This window comes from Vibrio fortis (genome assembly GCF_000695685.1).
Classification (GTDB): Bacteria; Pseudomonadota; Gammaproteobacteria; order Enterobacterales; family Vibrionaceae; genus Vibrio; species Vibrio fortis_A.
Map to the genome: position 1 here is coordinate 238,594 of NZ_JFFR01000012.1, position 25,996 is coordinate 264,589.

General features: G+C 45.7%; 23 protein-coding genes. 13 read left to right on the plus strand and 10 right to left on the minus strand.

From position 1 onward, the window contains the following. Positions 1 to 7: 7 nt before the first annotated feature. Positions 8 to 1,162 carry an anaerobic sulfatase maturase gene (locus VFDL14_RS14285; protein WP_032550610.1) on the minus strand — a complete coding sequence of 385 codons (1,155 nt, stop codon included), beginning with the start codon at positions 1,160 to 1,162 and terminating at the stop codon, positions 8 to 10. Between the two features lie 238 nt (positions 1,163 to 1,400). Between VFDL14_RS14285 and VFDL14_RS14280 the strand changes: the two genes are divergently transcribed. Together VFDL14_RS14280 and VFDL14_RS14275 are read left to right on the plus strand one after the other, a co-directional pair. Continuing rightward, complete coding sequence (locus VFDL14_RS14280) at positions 1,401 to 2,801, plus strand: DUF1254 domain-containing protein (RefSeq protein ID WP_032550611.1); 1,401 nt, start codon at positions 1,401 to 1,403, stop codon at positions 2,799 to 2,801. Positions 2,802 to 2,902: 101 nt separating this feature from the next. Continuing rightward, positions 2,903 to 4,015 carry an OmpP1/FadL family transporter gene (locus VFDL14_RS14275; protein ID WP_032550612.1) on the plus strand — a complete coding sequence of 371 codons (1,113 nt, stop codon included), beginning with the start codon at positions 2,903 to 2,905 and terminating at the stop codon, positions 4,013 to 4,015. A gap of 163 nt (positions 4,016 to 4,178) precedes the next feature. On the opposite strand, the gene VFDL14_RS14270 is transcribed toward VFDL14_RS14275, so the two are convergent. Beyond that, on the minus strand, positions 4,179 to 5,711 hold the full coding sequence (locus tag VFDL14_RS14270; protein WP_032550613.1) for a phospholipase D family protein: 1,533 nt from the start codon (positions 5,709 to 5,711) through the stop codon (positions 4,179 to 4,181). A gap of 408 nt (positions 5,712 to 6,119) precedes the next feature. Here VFDL14_RS14270 and VFDL14_RS14265 point away from each other — a divergent pair, with 408 nt between their 5' ends. Both VFDL14_RS14265 and VFDL14_RS14260 read left to right on the plus strand, forming a co-directional pair. Further along, positions 6,120 to 7,085: an aldo/keto reductase gene (locus VFDL14_RS14265; protein ID WP_032550614.1), complete on the plus strand. Its 966-nt coding sequence runs from the start codon at positions 6,120 to 6,122 to the stop codon at positions 7,083 to 7,085. Positions 7,086 to 7,275: 190 nt separating this feature from the next. Continuing rightward, complete coding sequence (locus VFDL14_RS14260; protein WP_032550615.1) at positions 7,276 to 8,184, plus strand: helix-turn-helix transcriptional regulator; 909 nt, start codon at positions 7,276 to 7,278, stop codon at positions 8,182 to 8,184. On the opposite strand, the gene VFDL14_RS14255 is transcribed toward VFDL14_RS14260, so the two are convergent. Beyond that, entirely contained in the window at positions 8,177 to 8,740 is a 564-nt protein-coding gene (locus VFDL14_RS14255) for a TetR/AcrR family transcriptional regulator (protein ID WP_032550617.1), read from the minus strand. The genes VFDL14_RS14260 and VFDL14_RS14255 overlap by 8 nt on opposite strands. A 93-nt stretch (positions 8,741 to 8,833) precedes the next feature. On the opposite strand from VFDL14_RS14255, the gene VFDL14_RS14250 reads away from it, so the two are divergent. Beyond that, positions 8,834 to 9,367: a dihydrofolate reductase family protein gene (locus VFDL14_RS14250; RefSeq protein ID WP_032550618.1), complete on the plus strand. Its 534-nt coding sequence runs from the start codon at positions 8,834 to 8,836 to the stop codon at positions 9,365 to 9,367. A 93-nt stretch (positions 9,368 to 9,460) separates the two neighbouring features. After that, positions 9,461 to 9,925: an ASCH domain-containing protein gene (locus VFDL14_RS14245; RefSeq protein ID WP_032550619.1), complete on the plus strand. Its 465-nt coding sequence runs from the start codon at positions 9,461 to 9,463 to the stop codon at positions 9,923 to 9,925. Between the two features lie 83 nt (positions 9,926 to 10,008). Here the strand turns inward: VFDL14_RS14245 and VFDL14_RS14240 are convergent, their stop codons facing one another. From VFDL14_RS14240 to VFDL14_RS14215, 6 genes are read right to left on the minus strand one after another with little or no spacing between them, the layout of a single operon-like run. Beyond that, on the minus strand, positions 10,009 to 10,803 hold the full coding sequence (locus VFDL14_RS14240; protein WP_032550620.1) for a TrmB family transcriptional regulator: 795 nt from the start codon (positions 10,801 to 10,803) through the stop codon (positions 10,009 to 10,011). Between the two features lie 58 nt (positions 10,804 to 10,861). After that, the gene (locus VFDL14_RS14235) at positions 10,862 to 11,779 is read right to left on the minus strand and encodes an ROK family protein (RefSeq protein WP_032550622.1); all 918 of its coding nucleotides are present in this window, start codon (positions 11,777 to 11,779) and stop codon (positions 10,862 to 10,864) included. A gap of 5 nt (positions 11,780 to 11,784) precedes the next feature. After that, on the minus strand, positions 11,785 to 13,560 hold the full coding sequence (locus tag VFDL14_RS14230) for a glycoside hydrolase family 13 protein (RefSeq protein ID WP_032550623.1): 1,776 nt from the start codon (positions 13,558 to 13,560) through the stop codon (positions 11,785 to 11,787). 17 nt (positions 13,561 to 13,577) lie between these two features. Next, positions 13,578 to 14,411, minus strand: a complete 834-nt coding sequence (locus VFDL14_RS14225; RefSeq protein WP_032550624.1) for a sugar ABC transporter permease — start codon at positions 14,409 to 14,411, stop codon at positions 13,578 to 13,580. A gap of 1 nt (position 14,412) precedes the next feature. Further along, the gene (locus VFDL14_RS14220) at positions 14,413 to 15,696 is read right to left on the minus strand and encodes a carbohydrate ABC transporter permease (protein WP_032550625.1); all 1,284 of its coding nucleotides are present in this window, start codon (positions 15,694 to 15,696) and stop codon (positions 14,413 to 14,415) included. Positions 15,697 to 15,706: 10 nt separating this feature from the next. Further along, the gene (locus tag VFDL14_RS14215) at positions 15,707 to 16,933 is read right to left on the minus strand and encodes a maltose ABC transporter substrate-binding protein (protein WP_032550627.1); all 1,227 of its coding nucleotides are present in this window, start codon (positions 16,931 to 16,933) and stop codon (positions 15,707 to 15,709) included. 408 nt (positions 16,934 to 17,341) lie between these two features. Here VFDL14_RS14215 and VFDL14_RS14210 point away from each other — a divergent pair, with 408 nt between their 5' ends. From VFDL14_RS14210 to VFDL14_RS14185, 6 genes are all read left to right on the plus strand, one after another. Continuing rightward, positions 17,342 to 18,346: a hypothetical protein gene (locus tag VFDL14_RS14210; RefSeq protein WP_032550628.1), complete on the plus strand. Its 1,005-nt coding sequence runs from the start codon at positions 17,342 to 17,344 to the stop codon at positions 18,344 to 18,346. Between the two features lie 21 nt (positions 18,347 to 18,367). Continuing rightward, positions 18,368 to 19,375 (plus strand): UDP-3-O-(3-hydroxymyristoyl)glucosamine N-acyltransferase, encoded by a 1,008-nt coding sequence (lpxD, locus tag VFDL14_RS14205; RefSeq protein WP_032550629.1) that lies wholly within the window; start codon positions 18,368 to 18,370, stop codon positions 19,373 to 19,375. A gap of 17 nt (positions 19,376 to 19,392) precedes the next feature. Then, positions 19,393 to 19,794, plus strand: a complete 402-nt coding sequence (locus VFDL14_RS14200) for a hypothetical protein (protein ID WP_032550631.1) — start codon at positions 19,393 to 19,395, stop codon at positions 19,792 to 19,794. A 26-nt stretch (positions 19,795 to 19,820) separates the two neighbouring features. Further along, positions 19,821 to 20,303 (plus strand): glycosidase, encoded by a 483-nt coding sequence (locus VFDL14_RS14195; RefSeq protein ID WP_032550632.1) that lies wholly within the window; start codon positions 19,821 to 19,823, stop codon positions 20,301 to 20,303. Between the two features lie 168 nt (positions 20,304 to 20,471). Then, entirely contained in the window at positions 20,472 to 21,593 is a 1,122-nt protein-coding gene (locus VFDL14_RS14190; RefSeq protein WP_032550633.1) for an ABC transporter ATP-binding protein, read from the plus strand. Between the two features lie 161 nt (positions 21,594 to 21,754). Beyond that, positions 21,755 to 23,626, plus strand: coding sequence for an alpha-amylase family glycosyl hydrolase (locus VFDL14_RS14185; protein ID WP_032550634.1), 1,872 nt, complete (start codon positions 21,755 to 21,757; stop codon positions 23,624 to 23,626). Between the two features lie 70 nt (positions 23,627 to 23,696). On the opposite strand, the gene VFDL14_RS14180 is transcribed toward VFDL14_RS14185, so the two are convergent. Beyond that, positions 23,697 to 24,578, minus strand: coding sequence for a LysR family transcriptional regulator (locus VFDL14_RS14180; protein ID WP_032550635.1), 882 nt, complete (start codon positions 24,576 to 24,578; stop codon positions 23,697 to 23,699). Between the two features lie 166 nt (positions 24,579 to 24,744). Here VFDL14_RS14180 and VFDL14_RS14175 point away from each other — a divergent pair, with 166 nt between their 5' ends. Then, positions 24,745 to 25,923: an MFS transporter gene (locus tag VFDL14_RS14175; RefSeq protein WP_032550636.1), complete on the plus strand. Its 1,179-nt coding sequence runs from the start codon at positions 24,745 to 24,747 to the stop codon at positions 25,921 to 25,923. Positions 25,924 to 25,996 lie beyond the last annotated feature (73 nt).

Consider the following 25,996-nt stretch of genomic DNA (forward strand, 5'->3'; position numbering starts at 1 on the left):
AAGCGAATCAGTTAAACAGAGGGAAATAGGCGGGTGAGTAGCCCTTTTTCATCGCCTCTACCATAGGTAATAGCTTAGGCAGTGCATGGCGGAAAAACATCTTATAGCCTTGGCATAGATGATTCATCGCACCGCCGTCTTGAGTTGTGGCAATGCGATTTTTTGGACAACCACCCTGACACATCTCAACAAAATCACAGCTTCGGCAGGTACTGTTTAAGTCGTGATACTTGTTGGTACCAAACGCGACTTGCTGCGATGACATCGCCATTTGTGCTAGCTTATCACTGCTCATAGAACCAAGTTTATGATCTTGATAGCCAAAATGGTCACAGCTGTAGACCAGCCCATCATGTTCCACCATCAACTGCTGACCACAGGTTGCACTGTGATGGCACATCTGGCTAGGGTAACCCATCAAGATCATTAAGCAGTTCTCAAAAAACTGAATATAGACCTTGCCCACATCCGCAGCGCTCCAAGCATCAAAGAGGTCACATAGGAACTGCCCCCATTGCTCGCCCGTTAGCGACCAGTCGTGACCCGTTCGTCTATCCAGTTCGTGATCCATACACGGCTGAAACTGCATATAACCACTGCCATTTTCGACCAAGAATTGATAAATGGTTTTCGCATGTTGGTAGGTCTTATTGTTGACCACGGTGAGCGTATTGAACTCAACATTATGTTTCTTCAGATAGGAGATGCCACGCATGGTGCGTTCGAAAGAAGAGTGTCCGTTTTTATCGATACGAGCGATGTCATTAAGTAGGTTCGGACCGTCGATACTGATCCCCAACATGAAGTCGTGTTGAGCAAAAAAAGATGCCCAGCGGTCGTTGATTAAGGTGCCATTTGTTTGCATGGTATTGATGATTTGCTTAGTCACTTTTTTGGACTGCTGAGCAGCAACCGCAGACTGATAAAACGCTAGCCCTCGCAGCATGGGTTCACCGCCATGCCAAATGAAATCGACCTGTGTAGCCTGAACGGGTTGCGCCTCAATGTGCGAATGGACGATCTGTTCCATCATGCTCTGTGGCATCGATGATCGCTTGTCGACATCTTGTCTGTTTAAGTAGTAGCAATAGCTGCAATCAAGATTACATTGCGCCCCTTCTGCTTTGATGAATAGACTGAAAGGATGAGTTGATGCGTTCATATTGCCCCCTTAATTTTGGGTCAACATATCAACCGCCAATCGTGCAAACAATAGCCCCTCGCGACGTCTCACCTCTGCACTGGTTTAACGCTAGTTGCCCGCCATAAAATCACAACCAAAAACAACAGCTTAATCAACAGAAATAACGTATTAACAATCTTAATATCGGCTATTACACTCCTTAATCACACTTCCTCTTATGCTCTTCACCATAGACTTCCAACAATATAGGTGCTCCATGAGAAAGCTGTTTTGTAAGAAAAAGGTACTGGCCACTTTGGTGTGTTCTTTGTCCAGTGTTATGGCGATGCCGTCTTTTGCTGCGCAACCTGCTACGCCAGAAGAGGAGCTTGCTTACAATTTAGGTGTGCAAGCATTCATTTATGGTACTGGACCTCTCACGGTTGCAGCTGTCAGACAAACCACCACTTCGGTCGATGTCGCCATGGACAATGGCATGGCGCCTCTCAATGAGATGGGTAAAACACGCGCTTTGTCTGGGCCGCAAGAGCAAATCGTGCCAACCGTCAATAACGACACACTTTACTCACAGGCACACTATGATTTAGACCTATCCGGACCAATAGTGCTGGACATCCCGAAAACCGATAACCGTTACTATATCGTGCAGTTATTGGATGCTTATTCTGAGTCGATTGATGATCTACACATCAAAAATGCCGGAGACCAAGGTTCAAAAGTACTACTGGTCAACAAAGGCTGGAAAGGTGAGGTACCGGACGGTATTGATCGCGTCGTTGAATCGCGCACCCCTATGGTTTGGTTGATTCACCGTACTGGCGTCTTTGGCGAGCAAGACCTTAAAGATGCACTCGTGGTGCACGATCAGTTCCTGAGTTACCCACTCAGCGAACTCGATAAAAAGCATACACCGGCGAAACTCAAGCATGCGAGTGGCGGTATTCCACCGATGGCAAGGCCTGAAGGGCTAGAGTGGTATGCCTTAATCGACCGTGAGCTCAGAAAGAACCCGATTCCAGAAGATGCGCCGATTGTTGAACAGTTTGAGCAAATTGGGATTGGTGGTGATACGCCGTTCAACCCAGAAGCGCTTTCCCCTGAACAGCAAAAAGGTTTGCTGCGAGCAATTGAGTCGTCTCAGAAGATCATTCAGTACGCTGGGCGCAGCATCGGCGATATTAACAATGGTTGGTCGATGATGTACGAAGGGGGGCGCTATGGAAACGACTACTTGAGCCGCGCGAGCATCAACCTTCGAGCTGCAGGGTTAAACGTACCCGAGCGAGCACTCTACCCAAATCGATACACAGACTCGAAGGGAGAACAGCTATCTGGCGAACATCAATACCGCATGACCATGCCTGCCGATGCGCCTTCGGAGGCCTTCTGGTCATTGACGATGTACGATGCTAAGAACCTGTTCATGGTTGAGAACTTCATTCAGCGCTATTCAATCTCGACCAACCGTAAACAAGAGCTTATTTACGCGGAAGATGGCACTCTGCCGATCTGTATTCAGTACAGCAAGCCAACCGACCCAACATGTAACTGGCTACCAGCACCGAAAGATGACTTTTATCTGCACATGCGTCTTTACGAGCCAACACAAGCGGTACTCGATAACCAATATCCACTACCGCAGGTAACCAAGCTCTAACACTGAAGAACGAACCAGAAACACCCTACCCCCATTACCGCAGCGACGCCACCCGCCGTCGTTGTGGTCGATCTCTCGCTAGACAACATGAGACTCTTGTTTTGAAAACTCCGTTAATCGCACTTCCTATCATTATGGTTGGTGTGCTCACCTCAGTCGCGCATGCAGGTGGCTTAAACCTCTCACAAATCGCGACGACCAAAAGTGTCGGCACCGCAGGCACCGGAAATGTCACTGCAAAGGATGCCTCTGCAGTGATCACTAACGCAGCCGCACTCTCTTCCATCGAGGATGACGCTTGGATACTAGGCGTACAATATCTGGATGTAAAGTCGACCTTTGTACGCAGCGATAGCCAAGCAGAAACCACCGGCAGTAGCGGCTCCGTGTTGCCTCACCTCTCTTATGCAGCACGGTTAAACGAACGCTGGGTTACGGGTGCAGCTTTACATGCAGCCGGAGGGATCGGGGTTGAATATTCTCAAGGTGTTGGTGCGAACCCAGCTCTGCTAATCAAAGAAAACAGCATCGCAGCGGTTAACCTCACCTCGTCATTGTCTTATGAGTTAACTGATACACTGTCGCTCGGTGGCTCACTCATCTTACAGCATGCCTCACTCAAAACAGAAGCGATACAAGACCGTACGCTCGAAGGTGACAGCCTAGAACTCGGATTTGGCTTGAGTGTAAACCACCACATTACCCATACCACGCAACTGGGGATCAGTTACCAAAGCCAGTTTGACCACGACCTCGAACTCGATAAAGCCAATGACTTTGGAGTCAGCTCTGAGTTGACTTGGGTACGAGGCTTTAACCTTGGGGTACAACACGTTTTGAATGAAGACCTTGCCCTGCTTTTAAGCACCAACTTAGAGACATGGCAAGACTACGATGAGAAATACTCAACCACTTATTCGCTGGGTGTAGGCGTTGAATACACGTATGAAGATTGGTTGCTCTACACTGGCATCAGCGGGGATACCAGTCCATTAGACAGCCACAACCGAGACGTATTATTGCCACTCGATCAGCAATGGCGTATTGGTGTTGGTGCCGAGCGTAAAATTTCCAGCGACTTGCATCTTGGATTAAGTTACCAATACCAAGACCTTGGCAAAGCAGAGATTGATGCGAATTCTGGTCTGTTCCAGCCGACAGGCAGTTACTCAACCAACCGTGTGCACTTTATTACGTTGTCGCTTCGTCATTAGTGTTCAACCATGACTTCTGCTCAATGATTGAGGCTTTATAGTTGAGGTCTCCAAATTAAAGATCAAAGTTTGAAGTCCTCCTCCACCAAAAAATCGAAAGCTCTTAGAAACAAAAATGTCAGCGTGTAATACGCTGACATTTTTATTCAATTAAGGCATTACTTTAGAGATACTTCTCTATCGGTAACAACTGTAGGAATCCAGACTGCGCGCGCTCCCATTGACCCGTTTCTGGTTCCGAGGTCCAGCTTTCATCACTGGAATGCCAACGCACATCGCCATCTTCTAGATCAAGGCGCCAACTATTATTAATGTCCATAGCTTCACTGATCGTCGAAGCCAATTCACCTGCCACTTCAGGGCTGTCGATCAACAAGATAGACTCTGTATTCAAATACGTTGAACGAAGGTTGAAGTTAAACGAGCCGATACTGGCAATTCGTTTATCAAACACCACGGATTTCGCATGCAGACCATAAGCCACATAAGGGGCACACTTTTCTGCATCTTTCGTTGAAGCTTCACATAACTTTGAATCCGGCTTCAACTCAAACAGATCAATGCCGTGCTCTAACATCTCTTGTCGACGACCTGCATAAGCCGAATGGTTGGTCACTAAATCATTGGACGCCATAGAGTTGGTCAACGCTTTAATCTCAACACCTTTATCATTGAGGGATTGCCACTTTGTGAGCTGTCCATCATCAAACACTAAGTAGGCCGACTCCAATAAGATCTCTTGTTTTGACTGTTCTGCCAACTCACCTAGCATCACAGCTGTCTCTTTAGGTTGGTCGGTTTCACCTGAATCAACCGGAATTGGTCGGTCATAAACAAAGTGCGCATCTACCCAAACCATCTCTTCCATTAGTTGGTCAAGAAACACATTCGCTTGCTCTTTTCCTTCCGGTAACGATGGATAGTTGACGTAGCTTGGCGTACTGAGTCCCTCTAATAATGATAGGTCTGGCGCTTGATCCTCGCTGAGCAGAGACACTGGGTAAGACCATTCGCTATTCCAATACTCAACAAAACTCGATTGGATTTCACCAACCACACCGCCTTTGACCAGCACATCGCGATCTCGGAAGTTGATTTCATCGGAATAATCAAAATACTCATCACCAATATTGCGCCCACCCACTACCGAGAACACACCGTCTACAGTGAAGGATTTGTTGTGCATACGTCGATTTAGACGAGAGAAATCTGACAAGAAGCTGAACCATTTAGAGAAACCACTACGACTAGGGGTAGGGTTAAAAATGCGGATCTCGACATTCGGATGCGCATCTAACGCATTCAATAATGGCTCTCTTTCATTTAAATTGATGTCATCTAGCATCACGCGAACTTTTACACCGCGATCAGCAGCGGCAAGCAATCGGCTGGCCAAATAGCCACCGGTGGCATCGGAGTTCCAAATATAATACTGAATATCGATGGTATATTCTGCGGCTTCAACCAGCGCCAAACGTTGAGACAGAGCATCCCAGCCTGCCTCTTGGATAACTACCGCACTATCGCCGACTTCATCAGATTGAGCTGGATGTTGATTACTCATACTCCAAAGTGCGCCTTGTTGTGGGGCGACAACCAATTCTTGAGCATGATTGACTTGTTCTGGTAACGAAGAGCAGCCACCTAATGTAGCAATGAGTAGCAAAGAGACACTGATGCGTTTAAGCGCAAGCATTAATTCCATTCCTTAATGGTGGTTGATCTACAAACCCTAGCGGTTCCGGAGAGGGCAAGTTTATAAGTCCTTATTAATGAAATATATACCAAACTTTCCACTTTCCCCCACTGATTGCGCAATAAATGGGAGCCAATATCTCGACTCCCGTTGTTCCAGCGTACTTATCAGGCATTACTACGCCTGAGGAACAATCAATTTCAAGCTCTGCTCAACACCAGATCCGTGAACAAAGTCTTAATGACTCCGATATATGGCAAGGCGAGAAAAATCAATTCAAACCCGAGCAATAAATTACCAAACCCCGAGCAAGATCTTTCAATCCTCTTAACGTGACCACTGCTAATCTTGTTACCAAGTCAGGCGAACACCACGCCGATTATCAAATACAAGTACTGGAGAGAGACCATGTCTAAAGAGCTATTTCAAAACATCAAACAAATCGGTTACGGCGCAATGGGATTGGAAGGTTACTACGGCCAGAGTGACGACATGTCTGCGGTAAACACTCTAGTACGTGCGATAGAGCAAAGCATGATGATCGATACTGCGGATGCGTATGGTGCCGGTCACAATGAAGACCTCATCAAGCAAGCTATTGCGCAGACAGAAACCACACCTTTTATTGCGACCAAATTCGGTATCGTATTTGAAGAAGACCAAACAGGTAGCCAACTAGACACAGGTTGGGGTTTCCCATTGACCATTAATGGCACCAAAGAGTATGTCGCTCGCGCAATTGATAACAGCCTAGAACGCTTGGGCGTTGAGCAAATCGACCTGCTTTACGCGCATTACCTAGATCCGAATGTCCCTCTAGCAGAAACTGTCAGTGCGATGGCCGATGCAGTGAAAGCAGGCAAAGTAAAAGCGATCGGTCTTTCTAATGTCACTGCAGAGCAAGTATTAGAAGCGAATGAGATCCACCCGATTGCAGCGGTACAGTATGAGTACTCACTGTTCCGACGCGAAGCCGAGACAGATATTCTGCCAGCCATTAATCAGATTGGTGCAGCGCTGGTGTGTTGGTCTCCGCTAGGTGCAGGCTTCCTTACTGGCCAAGTTAAAGATTTGGAAGAGGGTGATTTCAGAAACAATAACCCAAAAATGCAGGGTGACAACTTCACTAACAACCTGCAGCGCTTGGAAGAGATTAAAGCCATCGCGGCAGAGTATCAGGTAACGCCAGCACAACTCGCTCTTGCATGGTTGGTCGCTCAAGGTGACAACATCATTCCGATTCCTGGTAGCCGTAAAACGTCAAGAGTAGTCGAAAACCTAGAAGCCTTGTCAGTTACACTAAGCCAAGAGACCTTAGACAAACTGGACCAAATCGCCCCAATTGGTGCATTTAAAGGCGCTACCTTGGTTTAATAACTTGAAAATTGGACTCACTCATCGCCCCGACTGTACCTAGGCTGTCGGGGGGATTAGACACCAAGAACTACTTGAATGCGCCAGGCTACCCCGACTCTCCATTAGCACGCAACAGAACCATGGAGATTGCGAGAACAACCGTGATGGTTTTTAATGAGACAAATACTCAAATTACCCAGTGTGAAATATGAAATCTCAACTCCAATTCAATCAACATGAAACTGGCCAACTCTCCGATTGTGGTGATGTATTAGATATCGAGTTTTCAAATCACGCCCTCAGTTGGGATGGGATTGTGCTGGAAAAGGGGCGCTCTCCTCACTTCTACCCAAATAACGTCTCTACCCCTTATTTCTATTTCGCATTGGCGCTCGACAAAGAGCTGAGCTGGAAGGTCGGCGATGGTGAAAACTTAACATCCATCAAAGCCGTCGCTGATGATATTTGGATCAACCCACCTAAGACGCCATTCACTCATGACATTTCTGAGCCTTGCCACTTTATTATTCTGGCAATAGAAGAGAAGCGTTTTCTGGAAAGTTGCCCACTTAATGTCGGAAAAATGAAGCTGCAGTTTTTGAACAACTACAATATTTCCGATCCAACCATTAAGGGCATCATAGATCTGTTTATTTTAGAGGTGATGAACAAGGGACGTAATGGTCAAGCATATGTGCAAGGACTACTGGCGCTGCTATCCAACCACTACATCCAGAACTACTCCAATTACCAAGACCTACAGAACCTTCAGCAGAGTGCATCAAAGTTCGATCAAAGTCAGCTTGATAAAATCGATCACTACATCGCGGAGAATATCGGCTCAACGATCTCAGTGGATGACCTTTCAGAGTTACTGCACTGCAGTAAGTTCTATTTCCTACGCGAGTTTAAAAAATTGGTTGGTGAAACGCCTTACCAATACTTGTTGCACAAACGTTTGGAACAAGCCAAAGCCAAACTCATCGCATACAATCCCAACATCGCCGAAATCAGCCACCAGCTTGGCTTTAATGACCAATCTCACTTCACACGAGTGTTTAAGAGCCAATATGGGATGACCCCTGGTCAGTTTGTGAAGTCAAATTCCGTTAACTAAGCGCCGTTAAAGCTAGGTAATACAGTTCCATCGGTTTTTCTATCATCTCGGCGGTTAGCTCTGTTCTGTCTGGATTACAGTTAAGCGCCAGTGCGTACCCGTGAAGATAGTCGACCAGTAAATCTCGCGCGGTATTGGTCTGCGCCTCTGATAAGTTAAGAGGCTCAATAGACGCTTCAAATCGTCGGCTAAACACTTCTACTGGACCTAATGACTTCATCGTTAACAGCGTCTCTAGTAATCCTGGGTGATCATTCAGAATCGTTAAGTAACTGACACTCAGTCGGTAGATATTCTCTTTCCAATCAAACTGTTCACTTGGTTCAACGATGTCCTGCATCAGCGAAACAGTTATCGCTTCAAGCAATTCATTCTTGTTTTTAAAGTAGTGATAGATAGCCATCGCATCGACGCCAAGTTGCTTCGCCAATGCGCGAATACTCGGGATCTTCCCGCCTTCTCGCATCATGACTTTTGCGACCGATAGAATGCCTTCAGCACTGAGTTGGCGATCCCCCACCTTAGGACGACCACGTTTTTGATCCTTGACACTCATGGGATCTCTCCATAAACTTTAATTCTACACTGTAGAATATTTTAATTTATCTTTAACAAGAAGCCAAGCTCTGGCCTAGATTTGGAGTAAAAGATGTCGAATATTGTATTTATTGCAACCAGCCTTGATGGGTACATCGCAGACAAAGAAGGTGGTATTGATTGGCTGCACTCAGTGCCTAACCCAGACAACAATGACTTAGGCTATAATGCACTGATGGAACGTGTTGATGCTCTAGTTATGGGCCGTAATACAATGGACATTGTTCTGAGTTTTGGTATCGATTGGCCTTATACCAAGCCGGTATATGTGCTTAGCAATACACTAACGAAAGTGCCCGCAGAACTTGAAGGCAAGGTATTCTTGGTTCAAGGAGAGCTCAGCAGCATCATTAATGATCTCAATGAGAAAGGATTAAAGGAGCTTTACATCGATGGCGGCGTAACGATTCAGAACTTCTTAAAAGAAGATCTTATTGATGAGATGATCATCACCACGATTCCTATCTTACTTGGCGGCGGTTCTCCGCTGTTTGGAGAGCTCAAGTCCCCTCTCAATTTTGAGTTAAAAAAGAGTGAAACTCACTTGGGTCAGATTGTTCAAAGTCAGTTCATTAGAAAACGCTAAGCCTCAACGTTAGAAGTTCATCTGAGCCTAAACGAGTTGTGATATTCTTGAGCGAGTTATTACAAACCCAATTTTTCAATCAGTTAGGCTCTCATGGACGATAGATCGCAATGCTACTTAGACAATTTCCTCAGCTCACTCCCAGAACAAACACGTAATAAGTATCACTCTTTCAGCTCTGACTACTTTTGCGGCGACGAATACAATGCCAATTTGTGTGCTGAGCTTATCAAGCAAGGTAAGAAAACCGCGACCTGCAGCATGGCTTACTGGTACGAGTCTGGCGAAGAGCCGATGCCTACCGTTGGTCACTTGCAAGTGGTTGTCGATTGGCATGGCAATCCGGTGTGCATCATAGAAATAGATACCGTCACTCAGTGCCCATACAACGAGATAACCGAAGAGTTTGCCAAAGCAGAAGGTGAAGGCGATTTGTCATTGGAGTGGTGGAAAGAGGCACATTGGAATTTCTTTTCCACAGAGTGTGCTGAACTCAATATTGAGCCGCGCGAGGATATGATGCTGGTTCTCGAACGTTTCCATGTGGTACATCAATAAATAACAACACAGAATCCTGTTAAATTAGTATCTCAGCTTAAAACACGTTTCCAAAAAAGCCGCGTTGATACGCGGCTTTTTCGTTATTGTTTCTTGAGGTCATCAAGAACCATGGAGTTGTGCTGTTCGTGGATCGTATTAACACGAACTCGCTTTTCAGGCTCTAGACGCTCATATTCAGTAAGATAAATATCGCTATGGATGTGCTCAGCAATCATCTTAACAATCAGTCGGTTATTTGAATACAAACCCAGAGTTTCTTCACGGTGTGAGAACATCAGCGCTAGCTTCATATCAGCAACACACATAAAACGGTGAGAAGGGTATTCTGTCTCTTCGTTCTCTGAGCGAGAATACAGCTCAATCTTGTCGTGCGGCTTGGCCATTTTGTTGAACGAAAAGCCGATTACTCGAACACCACGCTCAATTGCATCACACAACTCTTTTTCAAATAGGTTCAGATTGAAATCGGTATTGAGGTAAATTTCCAAATTCGCTTGATTGATGATCTCTTTCGCTTTCTGCAGAAGGTTTTCGAATCCAGTCAGGTTGTAGACGAACTCCTTCTCTTCTTGAAGCATCATCTTTGACAGTTCAGTCTTAAGAATATTGATATTTTCGACGGTCTTCTTTTCGATTTGGCTGAAGATCAATTCCGGTGATTTGGCTTCGTACTCTTTGGTGTCACCATCGGACATAAAGATATAACCATTGTTATATAGGTTATCAATCGATGAGTAGACGGATGAGCGAGATAGAGAGATCTCCTTGGCAATCTTATACCCACTCGCACGACCATTCTTAAGCAAATTAATGTAAACAAGTGCATCGGTTTTGGTGAATCCAAAATCCATTAATTTGATCACTAACTCTGACACGGGTTGTCCTCTGAAACTATTCAATACTTTCTTCCTGCTAAGGTTACCATTCCTGCAACTATGAGCGTAAATGATTGTTGTTATTTTTTATTGCCATAAGAGCCGCGCCGTAGGCAAATACGAAGCTATCCTGCGAGTTTTGAGAAATGACAGGTAGCGAATCTGATGAGTGATACCGCGATAAAGCAACCCTCAACTCTTTATTGAGTGAAGGGTATGTGGTTGCAAATCCAGAAAGAACGAGCTGCTTGGGAGCTAGTTCTTCGATTGGCAATAATAGGCTGCGTGCCAACTGATCGATGAAGGCTCGATATACCCGAGTGGAATGGATATCGCCCTCCTCCACACCAGAAAAGATATCGGCCAAAGACCGGTCTTGGAGCACCACTTGGTGATATTGACGTTCAATACCCTCTATTGATAAGAACTGCTCAATACACGCTTCTCTACCACAGCGGCATACTGGTGTTAAACCATCAATTAACCACTGGAAATCGGGAAGGGGTGAATGCGCCCAATGACGACACAATGATTGAGCTGACCACTTGCCGTTTTTGTAGAAACTTAAGCTACAGCCAATGTCGAGCGACAGGCTCAGAACCGAGCCATTATCAACATCGAGAATATTACAGTCTGAAGCCAAGCCGGCTTGTGAAGTGCTCACTACAGAGCAATCAAAACCGAAGTGGTTGCTTAGGTCTATGGCGAGCTGTGCCGCGTTAACCTGCGACAATCGACTGTTTCTACCATTAGAGAAGGTTTGTAGGTGCTCACATACACTAATGACAACTGTCGTTACCTTGCCAAATCGCCAGACGTTACTTGAAACTAGCTGCTTCAAGCGTTCCGATAGTTTGGGGAAATCATCTGGACAGTTTTGGACATTACGATACACCTCTCGCCCTGAAGAGGTGTTCGTAACAGAATGGATAGATTGGGGATCGATAGAGATCCCCATAACAACAGAGTCACTCATGCTAGCTATGCTTTCTCAATCACGTAGCCAAACGCATCCAGCGCGTGAACTTGTCCATCTAACTCAATGAACTTTGACTGGTCACTGTTGTTAAGAATGAACAAGTAATCAGAGCGGCGGTATGCGATACAACTTTCATCCTCAACCGGAACCCATTCCAGGTTGGGTTGATTAAACTCTGGGTTGTTCTTTCTCATGGCGATAAGTTGCTGAATAAAGCCTTTAAAGTCCAAGTCGTGATTCGCTTCGTCCCACTCCATACACTTACGGTTGTTCTCGCTACCCATACTACGGCCGCCATCCATGCCAATTTCACCACCGTAGTAAATACATGGCGCACCTACTTGAGTGAACATGAACAAGTAGGCCAATTTGGCGCGACGTTTGTCACCCTGACACAGAGACAAGATACGTGTCGTGTCATGACTGTCGAGCAAGTTAAACATCGCTTCGTTAACGTTTCTTGGGTAAGCCAGATACGATGTATTGACCGCGTTAACAAAGCCCTCTTTGTCCATCGCAGACAGAGCAAAGTAGTCGGTGATCGCTTGTGTTAGCGGGTAGTTCATTAATGAATCGTACTGATCACCTCGTAACCATGGCATCCCTTCATGCCAGATCTCACCCAGAATATAACAATCCGGATTGATGCCTTTGATGACAGTGCGAAAGTCGCGCCAAAAGGCATGATCAACTTCGTTTGCCACATCTAAGCGCCAACCATCGATCTTGAACTCCTCAACCCAATAACGCGCAACATCAAGCAGATAAGCGCGACACTCTTCATTTTCGGTGTTGAGTTTCGGCATCTCTGCCACGTTGCCGAACGTTTCATAGTTGAGGTTCCAAAAATCCCACTGATCTTTGGGTGTGTCTGGGTAGACTGGGAACTGATTCACCCAGAACCAATCGGCGTATTTAGATTTTTCGCCTTTCTCGACAACATCTAACCAAAGTGGTGATTGAGCACCGATATGATTGAATACCGCATCCAACATCACCTTCATACCACGCTGATGCGCCGCTTCAACTAAGGCTTTGAACGCTTCGTTGCCACCAAAGTGAGGATCCACGTTGTAGTAATCAACGGTGTCATATTTATGGTTGGCATTAGCGGTAAAGATTGGACATAGGTACAAGCCGTTCACGCCCAGGTCTTGCAGGTAGTCGAGCTTATCGATCACGCCCCATAGGTCGCCGCCCATAAAGTTATCCGACTTAGGATCGGTACCCCATGGCTGGACATTGGCTGGCGAAATCTCTGGTCTGCCGTTCGCAAAGCGCTCAGGGAAAATCTGATACCAAATGGTATCTCTCACCCAACTCGGTGTATTCAAAACATCGCGTGGATTAATGTATGGAAAACAGAAGAAGTTACTTAAATTACTTAGCTCAACTTCCGCCTTCTTGGGATCAGATAAGTCCGCACAACGCTTCTCACCAAACAAGATTTTCTCACCATTCTTGCCATAAAGAATGAATCCATATCGGCTACGACGCTTAGGCGGCTTAAAAGCAGCAAACCAGTGGTCATGATGTTCAGTTTCACCTTCGTGAACCATCGGGACTTCGTTACCCCCAACCCAACCATGAGCATCACTGCCACCAAGGTTACCGCCATCTAAACCGCCTTCAGCCCAGTGGTAAGGGTCACCTATCCATAGAGCGACACGCTCGATTTCGCCTTTCGCACTACGCAATCTCAGATGCAAAGTCTCATTATCGTAGGCGTAACTGTCCGCACTCTTTGCCGAGTGTGTAAGCGCACTTTTTGTAATCATTGTGTATTCCTAGCTTTTTATTCTTTTACTGCACCGCTGACGAGGCCGGTTGTAATGTGTTTCTGTGTTGCAACAAACAACAAGGTGATTGGCACGGCTACCAATAGAGAACCTGCAGCAAAGAGGGTGAAGTTTTCTGCTGAGTTAGAGGAGATCCAACTAAAGATTCCGATAGCCAGAGTCATCTTTTCTTCACTTCTTAGGATCAGAGTTGGCAATATGAAGTCCATCCAAGGGCCTGTGAACGACACCAAGCCAACAAACACCAAGATAGGCTTAGCGAGCGGAAGGATGATCTCCAAGAAGATGGTCATATGCCCCGCACCATCAATCTTTGCCGCTTCATCAAGCGATGTTGGAATCGCATCGAAGTAGCCCTTAACAAGCCAGATCATGAAAGGTAGAGAGCCTGTTACATAGACAAACAGCAACCCGGCATAGGTATCAATCAGCCCCATTTTGGAAAGCAGAATGTAAATCGCCGTCATCGATAGAAAAGCTGGAAACATCTGCAGTACCAAAATACTCATCATGATGTTTCGCTTACCGTTGAAACGATAACGAGAGAAGATAAACGCCGATAGAGTCACCACAACCAACGAGATAATCATGTTGGCCGTTGCCAAGAAGAAGGTATTTTTGTACCACTCAAAGTACGGAGTGTCGTTGAACAGCGCTCGGTAGTGGTCCAAGGTAAATTCAATACCCGTAAAAGAGGAGCTGAATAGGTTGTTACCTACCTTGAACGATGCCAGCACAGTCCAAATAACCGGCCCCAGAACCAAAAGCGCATTTGCTGTTAAGAACAGATAAACAACTGCTGTCCCAACCTTGCCAATAAACTTATCCATGTTACATACCTACATCGTCTTTAAATGAGTTCATGCGACGGAATTGCCAAATCGCAATCACCGACAAGAACAAGAAGATCACAATCGAGATAACCGACGCGATTTGATACTGCTGGAAGTCGAGAGTCAGTTTGTAGATCCAAGTAATCAAGATATCGGTGTGTCCTGCAAAGCGATATTCAGGGTTGATTGGTCCACCTTCGGTCAGTAAGAAAATCGCTCCGAAGTTATTAAAGTTGTGAGCAAACGTCATCACCAAAGATGGCGCAACTTGGTGAAGTACCATAGGTAAGGTGATCTCCCAGAACTGCTGGAATTTGCTCGCACCGTCCACTTCACTCGCTTCGTATAGATCTTCAGGGATATTGGTCAACGCGCCTGCAATCAGGAGCATGAAGTAAGGAGCACCGACCCAAACGCTCACCGCAATTACGGTAATCTTGGCAATAAAGGGATCCGACAAAAAAGCGACCGAATCAAAACCCCAGCTGTTCAGTGCTGCATTCACCGGGCCAATGCCATTAAGTAACAAACGGAACATCAATAGAGTGACAAAAGCTGGAATTGCGTAAGGAAGAATGAAGACAAAGCGCCATGCCTTTTTCGCTTTAATCTTCTTATTCTGCAGTGCCAACGCAAGCAAGAATCCAAAACCACAGGTACAGACCGTTGCGAAGAATGCCCACATTACCGTCCACGATGCGACGCCGAAGAATGTGCTCGACCAGATCTTCAGTTCAAACAGAGCAAAGAAGTTCTTAAATCCAACCCAGTCCACCAAGTTCTTTGGTGGGATATGGTGTGGTGCTGAGTAGTTAGTAAACGACACCATCACCGTAATAATGATCGGCATGATGATAAACGCGATGCTCGCAATGAACGCTGGCGACAACATAATGAAGGCAAACTTGCGATCGTAGATGTCTTTCAGTTGTTCACTCAGAGACAGTTTTGACGTCTGAGTAAGCTTCGCATCACGTACATTTGATACGTACAAACAGATAAACAAGAATGAGTAGAGCAGTGCAATCACACCCTCGACCAACATAAAGATCGAGTTATCACCTTGTGTGATGGTAAAGCCTTTACGCACTTGAGCGACATCACCCAAGGTCACAAGGCCTTTAAGCGAGTCCATAAGTTCAGGGAAGATCAGCAGTGTAACCAATTGGATGGCGAGAAAAATCCCGCCTTTCAACCAGTGACCCTTTAAAATCTGTGTGCTCCCCATAATCAGGAGAGCAGCAGGCAACCTAGGGGCTGCCTTAGTCTCAGATAACAACATAGGTCCTCTTCTACTCTTGTAGTTCAATCTGTTCAGTAATAATTGAACGAGCGCGGTCAAGAACGGCTTTTGGTGACTTGTCATTTACCCATAAGTCGGTAATCGCGCTGGCCATTGGCGACCAGATAAAGCCCATCTCTGGCAGTGAAGGCATCGCGTCAGAGTAGAAACCTTGAGTGATGATGGCGTAAGTCGCTTCATCCGCATTAACAATGATCTCTTCCATAACAGCTTGAACAGGTGGAATCGACTGAGTCATTTGGTAACGCTTCTTAAGCATGGCTTCTGTCGATAGGTAATCAGCAAACAGTTGCGCCGCTCTAGGGTATTCGGTGTAAGAAGAGACCACCGCAAGTCGAACGGTTGAGAAGGTACGTGGCTGCTGACCTTCCAGCTTTGGCATTGGTACTACACCAAAATTTACGCCCGAATCTTTATAACCTTGAATCGCCCACGGGCCATCGATGATCGCACCCACTTTGCCTTCACCAAAGAGGCCTCGACGAACTTGCGGGTTGCGCATATCAATTGGGTTTGAGCTATTGGCTACGCGTAGGCTCTTCATTGCCTCAAGCCCTTTTTGCGCTTCTTCTGAGTCAATACCGATATCTTTAGCGTCGGTGCCGTTGTTACCAAACTCGTAAGCACCGTATAAGGTTACAAACATACGAGACTCGTAGTAGTTTTGGATATCCCAAAGCAACGCATACTTGTGTTCTTGCTTGTTATTAAATGATTTCGAAAATTCAATAATCTCCTCAAAACTCTCTGGAGCTTTCGGAAGCAAATCTTTGTTGTAGAAGAGAGCAGTGGTAGCAAAACTGACCGGAAAACCATAACTCACACCTTCAGACTTAGAAGCGCTTATGGCATTTTGCATAAAGGTACTATCGATTCGCTCAGCAGAAACAAGGTTCTCCATAGCGCCGCCAGCAACCACCAAACGCCCTAGCAAGTCGTGCTCAATTTCTGCCACGTCAGCCACTCTAGCTGACCCGCCATCCTGAATTAGGCGAGAAGCGGAATCGATAGGTGCGAGTCCACGAAACGAAAAGTCGACATCGTAGCCGAACTCTTTATTGAAAGAGTCTGCTGCATACTCCATGTATTCAACGGTTGTTTTATCCGTCCAAATGAGCAGATCAGCACCTTTCTCTGGTGTTATCTCTTCAGCGCTAGCCAACCCAGACATCAATAGCGAGGCCAATAGCGTTGTTCTAAATAGCTTTTCTTTCATACTCACACCGCACAAGTTAAATTTAGTAGTCCATAAGATACTACTAGGTTATATCTCACCTTAAACAAGTCAATACGATTTGTTCAAAATAGAAACACCTTTGTGACTTAGATCACTATAAATGCGTCATCCACAACCATATGCATGATTATATGCAATATCAGTCTGTATCAGGCTTTACAGCAAGAAATAAGCTCATCCTGATAGCTATATCGATGAAAACAATACTATTCGTGATGATGATCAATAAAATCCACGCATGAGAGTGAGCGAGATCACATAATCAATTTCTATGGGAAGAAAAATAAAAATAAATAAAGAACAATAATTAGGCGTTCAACGTGAACTACTAAATTCATGGCCAGAATTATCGAAATAAATCCAATGCCGGAATAATAAGGAAATACTGTGAAACGAACATTATTGTCTGTAGTGATAGCCAACACTTTGCTTGTGAGCACCACTGCTTTTGCTAGCGATCGAGGCTTTGCTCCTGAAGACACCTTTTTTGATGACGCTTTGAACTTTGGTGGGCACGTTGGGTCGTCAGTTGAATACGAATACAAAACGACGACTGACTGGGCTAAATGGGGCGCAACTGAATCAACAGAGCAGATTCGTACGCATGAAGTGGTAAGCCTGTTCTACCGAAACTCTAAGTGGAATTTCTCGACCCTTTACGCTTTCAAGCTAGAAGATCGTAAAAAAGAGCAATCGGGATACAGCGAAACGGAAGATGGGTACATTCACCTACTGTCTCTCGATAAAGGCTTCAACTTTGGTTCAGGCTGGGGAGTAGGTACGGTTTATGACATTGAATACTCACGCAGTCAGATCTACAGCACATCTGGTACAAACGGTTTACGACATACTACCGTTGAACACAGCTTTAGACCTTACCTCACCTACTGGAGCAATGACTTCGGTGCGGGTTTCTACTCTAACCTCGAATATCTATTGAATGATGAAGATAAGAGTGAGTGGGGCAAAATCAAAGAGGAAGGCTACAGCCTACTGTTCAAGCCATACAAGCGCTTAGGTAACTGGGAGCTGGGTGTTGAGTTCTTCTACCAAATTAAAGAGAACGAAAACAACGGCAAGAAAGTCAGTGACTTCACTGAGAAGTATGTGGAACCAATTGTTCAATACAGCTTTGATGATGCTGGCACCATGTATGTCCGAGCTCGTATCGGTGAAAACGAAACCAACGGTATCGGCAGCAATGACGACTACTTCAAAGACATTCGTAAAGCGACTATCGGCTACGAACAAGCCGTGGGTGAAGACTGGTTAATGAAAGCTGAATACGAATGGGCGAAAGATACTGAGACGTCGAACGCTGCGCAATACGCTGGTGACGAAAAAGTAGTTGAACAGAACACACTATTCTTACAAGCTCTATATCGCTTCTAACTAATTGATAGGTCGAATAATATGCTTAAAGTTTCAGAAATAGCTCAGGTCGTTGGTGGAGAAATCGTTGGTGATGACACGATAGAAATATCGCTGATTCGTCCGGTTTCAAGCGATGAAAAAGGTGGGCTTGCGATTGTATTTGCCAAATCAGATCTAAAAGGCATTTCTGAAACTTTAGCAGACGTCATTATTGGGCCGCGAGCGATTCTGCAATCTTCGGCAAAGACCAAAATCATTATCGATGAGCTCGATGCCGATAAACTTAACCAACTGATGCGCTTTTATAAGGTGCATAAGTACCAACTGTTTGATCAAGGCAACACCTCTGATATCCCAGATGTTTACATTGGTAAGCACTGCGAAATCGGAGAGAACTGCCACTTTATGCCCGGTGTAAAAATCATGAACGGCGTCACTATTGGCGACAACGTGGCAATTCATGCCAATACCGTGATCAAAGAGGGCACCATTATTGGCAACAATGTCACGATTGATTCAAATAACTCAATTGGCAACTACAGCTTTGAATACATGACAGGTAAGCAGACTCGATACCAGCGTGTAGAGAGTATTGGCCGCGTCATTATCGAAGACGATGTTGAAATTGGGTGCAACAACACCATCGACCGAGGCACGCTAGGCAATACTGTGATTGGTCGAGGCACTAAAATCGATAACCTAGTTCAAATTGGCCATGATTGTAAGATTGGCCAACACTGCCTACTTGTATCGCAAACAGGCTTCGCTGGGCACACCACCCTGGAAGACAATGTGATTGTTCATGGCCAAGCTGGTACCGCAGGTCATCTAACCATCGGCAAGAACTCAGTGATCAAAGCGAAATCGGGCGTGAGCCACTCTTTCCCAGCCAACAGCGATATCTTCGGATACCCAGCAAAGGATGCTCGTAGCTATTACAAAAACCTAGCAACACTCAATAAGCTGACCAACAAGAAGTTAAACCAAGATAAAACGGAAACTCCAACCGAGTCGAAAGGGTTTATCGCACGTTTGTTCAGCTTGTAACGCTAATGGGAATAGAGATGACGGACAGAGCAATGAATATGGTTGATGCCTACATAAGGTCGAACACCAAAGAGTTGTATATCGAGCTTGAGCCCGGTGCCTCACTGAACATACCGGTGCAACAACAAGCTTGTTTGTCCTCATACATCGATGAAAGAGTCTATTTTGGTATTCGCCCTGACTTTGTCTATTTAGCTGACGATAACGAAGAGCTTAATACCATCAATGGTCAACTCATCGATTATAAAAAGACCAATAATAGCTTTGAAATTTTATTAAAGATTGGTCAAAAAGAAATACTGTTCAGAACTAAAAAATTAATTAGCCAAAGTGATATCGGGAAATCTTTTCGTATTAATTTCGATACCTATTTTGGTCATATTTTCGATTATGAAACCAATCGAAATTTAACAATATAACGCGAATAAGATTAAGGAATTTGACGATGAAACGTACTTTGCTGCTTACTGCCCTGCTCTCATCAGCACTGATGGGGTGTGCTAGCACATCTGACAACACAGAAGGTGCGCAAGCTGTTGCGACAGGCCCTTTTGCTGACTGTAATCTACCAAGTGTAGAAGAGCGTGGTCCAATTAAACCATCACTCTATGTTGTTGGTACCTTCCCAGATGGCCAATGGATGCACATGGAAAACCGTCAAATGTCTCACAAAGGCAACGGTATCTACCAAGTTGTGAGTGAAGAGAAAGCAGGCAACGTCAGCCTACAGTTCGCCACTATGAGCTGGAACCCGCAATTTACCGCAGCGGGCAAAGAGATGGTCGCAGGTTACGAGAAAGAGCTGAAACGAGGCGGCTTTGCGAAGAACACTACCGTCACCATTCCTGAAGATGGTAAATACCTGTGGAGTATCGAAGTTAGCCAGGACAAAAAGCCCGTTCGAGCGCTACTAAAAGCTTGTAAATAATAACAAATCGATGAGAGCGAATACCTAATGTTCGCTCTCTCATTCTGTTTATTGAGCAAGTCGTTGTCCGCCGAAAACGTCTTTCTGAATCAACAGTTTTTAATTAATAACATCAGGTGAATCGTCAAATTAACTCACTTGATTATGTAATCCTATGCGGAGTATCAAATGGCAACAGTTAGCCTACGCAAAGTAGAAAAAGAGTACGACAATGGCTTCAAAGCTGTGCATGGCATTGACCTAGACATTCATGAAGGTGAGTTCATGGTATTTGTCGGTCCGTCGGGCTGCGCAAAGTCGACCACACTGCGAATGATCGCGGGCCTTGAGAGCATCTCTGGTGGTGATATTCGCATCGGCAGCAAAGTCGTCAACGATCTCCCGCCGAAAGACCGTGGCATCGCGATGGTGTTCCAAAACTATGCCCTTTATCCGCACAAAACCGTGTTCGACAACATGGCTTTTGGCCTAAAAATGCAGAAGCGACCAAAGGACGAAATCAAAAAACGCGTTGAAGAAGCGGCTGAAAAGCTTGAGATCACGGACTTGCTTTACCGTAAGCCAAAAGAGATGTCGGGTGGCCAACGTCAACGTGTTGCGGTAGGTCGTGCCATCGTGCGTAAGCCTGATGTGTTCCTTTTCGATGAACCACTCTCTAACTTAGACGCTAAGCTACGTGTTTCGATGCGCGTTAAGATTGCCCAGTTGCACCAATCTTTGAAAGAGGAAGGCAACCCAGCAACCATGATCTACGTAACGCACGATCAAACCGAAGCATTAACGTTGGGCGACCGCATCTGTGTGCTTAATCAGGGCAACATCATGCAAGTGGATACGCCAGCCAATCTATACAACTACCCTGAAAACAAATTCGTCGCTGGCTTTATTGGTTCTCCGGCGATGAACCTTATCAATACTAAGCTCTGCCAGCTAGGCGATGATGTTTACGTTGAACTCGCTCCGGGGGCACGCATTATCATTCCAAAAGATAAGCAGCAGAAGCTTCTTAATCACATTGATAAACCGGTATGCCTAGGCATTCGCCCTGAACACATTAACCTCGCCAACGATGACGAAGCGATTAACGTGCACGACGGTGAGCTAACGGTTGTAGAAAACTTAGGTAATGAGAAATATCTGTACTTCAGAATCGGCGAAAATGAAGTGGTTGCTCGAGTGAATAACCAAACCATATCCACATCAGATATCGGTAAGAATATTCGTTTTAACTTTGATTCCGCGTTCTGTCATATTTTCGATGCAGAAACAGAAAAGAACCTAACGCTTTAAATATCTAATTGCTGAACGAAAGCTGCCTCTTATTTGATGTGTTGGGGTGGCTTATATTTTTCGAAAAAATTTAAAACCTAATAATTAAGCCTAATTCAGAGAGTATCTGGATCGGCTTTGTGCACCCCAAATTTATCTAACAAGTGAAACAGGACGATAAAATGAAGAACAAAATAGTACTTCTTTCAGTATTGCTCGCTTCTCTACCTGCCGCTGCAGATTGGAATCAAGCGTACTTCCGCGGCACAGCCAATGACTGGCAAAGCGAATCCATGGTGAAGGTCAAACCTAACCATTGGCAAATTGTTAAGAAATTCAATACTGGCGACGGCAATAACCCACCAAGCTTTAAAGTCGACCGCTTTGGTGATTGGTCAGAGAACTATCCAATTAATAACTATGTTGTCGATCCAAACAAAACCTATGAGATCAACTTTTACGACGACACCAACACCGTTATTGTTCATGAAAAACTGCCGTTCGATATGCGTGATGAAACCATGTATTTTGTGTTTCTTGACCGCTTCTATGACGGCGACTCAAGCAACAATACATCAACAGGCGCGAATATGTATTCGGCAGACAAGTCGGATTTCAAAAAGTACTTTGGTGGTGACTTAAAAGGCTTAACAGCAAAGCTCGATTACCTACACGACATGGGAATCACTGCTATTTGGATCACACCACCAGCTGACAACATTAACGTGCCTGACAGCCGCGGTGGTGCGGGTTATCACGGTTACTGGGGACGTGACTTCTTTAAAGTAGACGAGCACTTAGGCACGGTTGATGACTTTAAAGCGCTGAAGAAGAAGATGGATAGCTACGGCATGAAGCTGGTACTGGACTACGCACCTAACCACTCTAACCCAGATGATGAAGGTGAATTCGGGGCTCTGTACAAAAACGGCGTTCGTCTTGCCGACTACAACAACGACAGCAGTGGCTATTATCACCGCAACGGTGCGATTGCGGCCAACGGCCAAGATTGGGAGTGGGACGATGCGTGGGCAGTTCGTAACAAGACCCTATTTAACTTAACCGACTTCGATCAAAGAAAAGGGGGGCCAGCACGTCAGTACCTAATTGACGGTGCTAAATTCTGGGTCGACCTAGGCGTAGATGCTATCCGTATTGATGCGGTGAAACACATGGACAAAGAGTTCATCCAAGACTTTACCGGTCAAATCAACGCATACGCAAAACAGAGCCAAGGAAAAGACTTCTACTTCTTTGGTGAGTGGATGGATTCTGGTGCTGACGCAACAGGCTCAAACTTCGCATCTATCGATTTCGCAAACACATCAGGCTCTGCGCTGCTTGACTTCGGGTTAAGAAACACCATCGAGAACGCTCTGCTTGGCCATCATGGCACTGGTATGTACGCCATTAACAACTACATGAAGCTGAGAGATCAGAAGTTCACAAGTAGTGATTGGCAGGTGATCTTCTTGGATAACCATGACGCACCACGCCTTTCAACTGTGCTACGTTCCGACGCCACTAACTTTGGTCCAGGCAAAGACAAATGGGGCGGTCGACAAAGCATCCCATTCGCACAAGATCGTGTGGAACTAGGTTTGGCTCTCATCATGACTTCTCGTGGTATTCCATGTATCTACTACGGTACAGAGCACTACGCAGCGAACTTCACGACCAACGGCTTTGGTCAGCAAGGTAACGACCCATACAACCGTGAAATGATGCCGAGCTTCGACAAGACAACACCAGCATACCAGATGATCAAAAAGCTCAGTAAACTGCGTAAAGAGAGCTTCGCCATCCAACAAGGTTCTTACATTGAACGTTGGATAAGTAACGATGTGCTTGTCTATGAGCGTAACGCCGGAGACGACGTTGTCGTGGTAGCGATGAACCTAGGTAACTCGACCTCAGTGAATGCCATTAACCTTGGTTTGGCAAACGGTACGTACGACAACGTGCTAGGTGGTGACCAAGTTGTGGTAGCTAACGGCAGCGCGACGTTCAACCTTGACCAAAATGAAGTGATTGTCCTACACACCAAGAACTGATCTTTGATTGTGATGTGACATCCTAAAGAACATAAAACCACTCAAATCCCGCACCTATGTGCGGGATTTTTTATAAACTCAACCTTGGCTGGATAAAGTCAATAAAAGCAGAGATGCGTTTAGAGACAGAGGAAGACTTGTAATACACCGCATTGATTGTTTCACGCCCTGTGTTGGTCAGCTTCTCCTGCTCTAATACAGGGATGAGTCGCCCTGCTGCGATGTCTGGATGGACCATAAAGCCAGACAAACAAGCGATACCATTGCCTGCCAGAGCAAGCTGGCGCACCGTTTCTCCGTTACTGGCTGTGATGGTTGGTTCAACATAGTTTTGGTTTGGGAGCGGCCAGTGATTAAGCACCTTAGCTCCAGTAAAGCCGACTGTGTGATGGCTAGAGAGCTCTTCGAACTTTTGAGGGATTCCGCGCTTAGCAAGATACTCAGGGGAAGCCACCATATAGAGCAAGCTCTTACCTAGAGGACGAGCGTGAAGTGTTGAATCTGTTAACTGACCAATTCGTATTGCCACGTCAGTTCGCTTCTCGATCAAGTCAACAAACCCCTCGTTTGAGGTCAGTTCGAGCTCGATGTCTGGATAAGCGCTATTGAATTCACTGACTAGAGGGACGAGTTGATGAAACACAAACGGACTGGCTGCGTCTACTCGTAGCCGGCCTTTGGGAAGCTCACCACGCGAAACAATCTCCTCTTCTGCCTCATGAATGATCCTTAAACCGGCTCGAATCGAGTCTACAAACTGCCTGCCCTCTTCGGTTAGCTCTACGCGTCGCGTCGTACGATTGAACAGGGAAACACCCAGCTGACTCTCTATCTTACTAATACTTCGGGAGACTCTCGCTACTTGAATATCAAGCGCCTGCGCAGCTGCTGAAAACCCGCCGCTATCGACCACGGTGAGCATAATCTCTAAATCATCCGAACGTGTTATCACCCGATCCCCCTAAGTAATAGACAGTGCAACTATTGCATTTATAACAAAAGTAATTTGTTAATCACACTGTTTTTAGCAAAAGCGATTTCTCACATAATCCCTGCCAACGAAACGAGTCACAACCGACTCTCACTTTTATGTGTTACCCATTTTAAGAGAAATAATTATGCCTTTAGCTTTACTTGCATTGACGCTCAGCGCCTTTGCCATAGGAACCACAGAGTTTGTTATCGTTGGCTTAATACCAACTATGGCAGCCGATCTCAACGTATCTCTACCTTCTGCAGGCCTGTTAGTTAGCCTCTACGCACTGGGGGTTGCCGTTGGTGCGCCAGTATTGACTGCACTTACCGGTAAGTGGAATCGAAAACTGGTACTGCTCACCATTATGTCTCTGTTTGTGGTGGGTAACTTGCTGGCTTGGCAAGCACCTGGCTACAACACTCTTATTGCCGCGCGTATATTAACGGGCTTGACTCATGGTGTATTCTTCTCTATTGGCTCAACCATCGCAACTGGATTGGTGGCCAAAGAGAAAGCGGCAAGTGCGATCGCCATTATGTTTACCGGTCTAACGGTAGCACTCGTGACTGGCGTACCACTGGGCACTTACATTGGTCAAACATTTGGCTGGCAAGCGACCTTCTTGATCGTGGCTTTACTGGGGTTAATTGCTCTGATCGGCAGTGCGTTATTGGTGCCTAACAACCTTAAACAGCCACCAGCAACCAAGCTTTCTGCTCAATTGAAAGTTCTGACTCAACCAAGATTGCTACTGGTTTATGCAATTACAGCACTGGGATACGGCGGCACATTTACCGCGTTTACGTTCCTTGCTCCAATCCTAGAAAATGTGTCTGGTTTCGACTCAAGTGCAATCAGCCTAATCATGTTGGTCTACGGTGTTTCAGTCGCGGTAGGTAACATCTGGGGCGGTAAGATGGCTGACAAAATGGGGCCGATCAAAGCGCTGACGGTTATCTTTTCTGGTCTAGCTGCGGTACTGGTTGTGTTTAACTTCACGGCAGTTAACCCTTACGCATCAGTCGCTACTATTTTGATTTGGGGTGCTTTTGCCTTCGGTAATGTTCCAGGCTTACAAGTCTACGTGGTTAAGCTGGCAGAGAAATACACGCCAGATGCAGTAGACGTAGCATCAGGCTTGAACATCGCAGCCTTTAACGTAGGTATCGCACTGGGCTCTTGGGGAGGCGGTATCATTGTCGCAGAGTCTGGCTTAATGAACACACCTTGGATTGGCGCTGTGATTGTCTTAGTTGCACTAGCACTGACTCGATTCAGTGGTCTATTAGACAAGAAGCAGGCTCAACAAGTCGTGATGTGACCCCATTAAAGTAGACACTTAATACGGAGTATTAAGTGTCATGAAAGTAAAATCACAAAGACAATATACAGAC